Annotated in this window: 1 protein-coding gene; it reads right to left on the bottom strand. The window is 30.3% G+C overall.

Features of this window, described 5'->3' with window-relative positions:
• Nucleotides 1-223 precede the first annotated feature (223 nt).
• Nucleotides 224-2,827: a bifunctional acetaldehyde-CoA/alcohol dehydrogenase gene (adhE, locus tag KGF50_RS20890; RefSeq protein ID WP_413926850.1), complete on the bottom strand. Its 2,604-nt coding sequence runs from the start codon at nt 2,825-2,827 to the stop codon at nt 224-226.
• Nucleotides 2,828-3,276 lie beyond the last annotated feature (449 nt).

The raw sequence follows: 3,276 nt of genomic DNA, 5'->3' as shown, positions 1-3,276 counted from the left end.
CTTTTTAATACAAATTTATTACTTATCTTACATACAAATATACCTAAATATTACATATAGATTCATTCTAATTATTATAATAACATTCTTTAATTGAATTTTGAATTAAAGTTTCAAAACTATTTATATTTTTTTAAATAAAAAATCCCATATACAATGAGATTATATATCTCATGTATACAGGATTTTAGTTTATTTATTTTATAGTAAGTTTGTAGTAAATTTATTTTCCATAATATGAATTTAGATACATTTCTTTTATTTCATTCATAAGAGGATATCTTGGATTCGCACCTGTACATTGGTCATCAAAGGCTTGAATCACCATTTCATCTAGTGAATCTATAAATTTAGATTCCTCAACACCAAATTCTTTTATAGTTTTAGGAATACCAACTTTACTCTTTAAATCTTCAATAGCTATCAATAAACTTTGGAATTTTTCTTCATCAGAATTTCCTTTTAATCCCAAGAATGAAGCTATTTCAGCGTATCTCTTTAATGCCTCTGGGTACTTATATTGAGAGAAAACTCCCATTTTCTTTGGTGCATTAGAAGAATTAAATTTCATAACACCTGTTATTAAAAGGGCATTTGCAACACCATGTGGTACATGATGGAAAGCACCTAACTTGTGAGCCATAGAGTGACAAACACCTAAAAATGCATTTGCAAAAGCCATTCCTGCCATCGTAGAAGCATTTGCCATTTTTTCTCTTGCTTCTGAGTCTTTTGCTCCATTATCGTATGCACGTGGAAGATATTCAAATATGCTCTTAATAGCTTGTAAAGCTAAACCATTTGTATAGTCAGTTGCAAGCATAGATACATATGCTTCTAATGCATGAGTTAAAGCATCAATACCAGACGCAGAAGTTAATCCTTTTGGCATATTCATCATCATATCAGCATCAACTATAGCCATATTTGGCATCAACTCATAATCTGCTAATGGGTATTTCACTCCTGTATCTTGGTCAGTTATAACTGCAAATGGAGTTACTTCTGAACCAGTCCCTGCTGATGTTGGTATGGCTACAAAACTAGCTTTTTCACCCATTTTAGGGAATGTATACACTCTTTTTCTTATATCCATAAATCTCATTGCTAGGTCTTGGAAATCTACTTCTGGATGCTCATATAATGTCCACATTATCTTACCTGCATCCATTGCACTTCCTCCACCTATAGATATTATTACATCTGGATTGAACTCTTTCATAGCTTTAGCACCTATCTTTGCACATTCTAAAGTTGGGTCTGGTTCAACTTCAAAGAAAGTAGTATGCTTGATGTTCATTTCATCTAATAAGTCAGTAACTGTTTTAGTATATCCATTATTGTAAAGGAATGTATCTGTTACAATAAAAGCTCTCTTTTTATTCATTACATCTTTAAGTTCTTTTAACGCCACTCCTAAACAACCTTTTTTAAAATAAACTTTTTCTGGTGCTCTAAACCAAAGCATATTTTCTCTCCTCTCAGCTACTGTCTTAATATTAAGTAAGTGCTTAACTCCTACATTTTCAGATACTGAATTTCCTCCCCAAGAGCCACACCCTAGAGTAAGAGAAGGAGCTAGTTTAAAATTATATAAATCACCTATACCACCTTGAGAAGAAGGAGTGTTAATTAAAATTCTACAAGTTTTCATAGCTTTAGTAAATTTATCAAGCTTTTCTCTCTGATTTACATCGTCAATATATAGTGAAGATGTATGACCAAACCCTCCATCTTCCACTAATTTTTCTGCTTTACTAACTGCATCATCAAAATTATTCGCTTTATACATTGCAAGTACTGGTGAAAGTTTCTCATGAGCAAAAGCTTCTTCTATTTCAACTGATTCAACCTCGCCTATTAAAACTTTAGCATCAACTGGAACTTCAAAACCTGCTAATTTTGCTATTGTACAAGCTGTTTGACCAACGATTTTAGAGTTTAATCCTCCATTTACTAAAATTACATTTCTTAATTTTTCTGTTTCTTCTTTATTTAATAAGTAAGCACCACGCTCTTTAAATTCCTTTTTAACTTCATTATATATATTTTCTAATACTATAACTGATTGTTCAGAAGCACATATCATACCATTATCAAATGTCTTAGATACAAGAATTGAATTTACAGCAGTTTTTATGTCTGCACTGTCATCAATTATTGCTGGCGTATTACCTGCACCAACTCCAATAGCTGGTTTACCAGATGAATATGCTGATTTAACCATTCCAGGGCCTCCTGTAGCAAGTGTTAAATCAACTTCCTTCATAACAGTCGTAGTTAATTCCAAAGATGGCTCGTCAATCCATCCAATTATACCTTCAGGAGCTCCAGCCAAAACAGCAGCCTCAAGAACTATCTTTGCCGCCTCTATAGTAGAATTTTTTGCTCTTGGATGTGGAGAAAATATTATTCCATTTCTAGTTTTTAGAGCTAAAAGTGATTTAAATATAGCAGTAGAAGTTGGATTAGTTGTAGGTATAACTGCTGCAATAACTCCTATTGGCTCAGCTATTTTAGTCATGCCAAAAGCTTCATCTCTCTCTATAACACCACAAGTTTTAGTTTCTTTATATGCATTGTATATATACTCTGATGCATAGTGATTCTTTATAACTTTATCCTCAGCAATTCCCATACCAGTTTCTTTTTGTGCCATTATGGCTAAAGGAACTCTTTGCTTATTAGCTGCTAAAGATGCTGCTAAAAAAATCTTATCTACTTGTTCTTGAGTATATGTAGCAAAGATTTTTTGAGCTTCTCTAATTTTTGCTAATTTTTTAACTAAATTTTCAACATTATTTACAACACACGTATTATCTGCCATAACTTCTTCTCCCCTTTTATTTTCTATTATAACCTGTTCTTTATTAGCCATTTAAATGCCCTCCTAGAATAGTATAATCTTCTTTTTATGTTAATTTATTAACATTATAGCATGTTACTTTTACATTTTCAAGTTATTTTTTTAACATTTTATTTTTTATTTAGTATTATATTATTCATACTAGTAATAATATACTTTACAAACATCTAAATTAACTATATATAACTTTATTTTTTATATAAATTGTAGATAAATTCATCTTAGCACTTAAAGATAACGTTATTATTTTAACATTAATGTTTTCATTTTTTTAATGAAAACATTAAAAGATTCTTTTTTCAAGTATGGTATTATATAAAAGTTATAAAGAAAAAAATACTTTAAGAAGAAAACAAAGCTTAAAGAGCAAATTAAATTAAATACTCTGAGATATACAAACAGTTATAATA

Origin of the sequence: Clostridioides sp. ZZV15-6598, from assembly GCF_020657705.1 — a bacterium.
GTDB lineage: Bacteria > Bacillota > Clostridia > Peptostreptococcales > Peptostreptococcaceae > Clostridioides > Clostridioides difficile_F.
The sequence above is the reverse complement of the archived record's forward strand: the minus strand, read 5'-3'. Positions and strand labels throughout refer to the sequence as shown.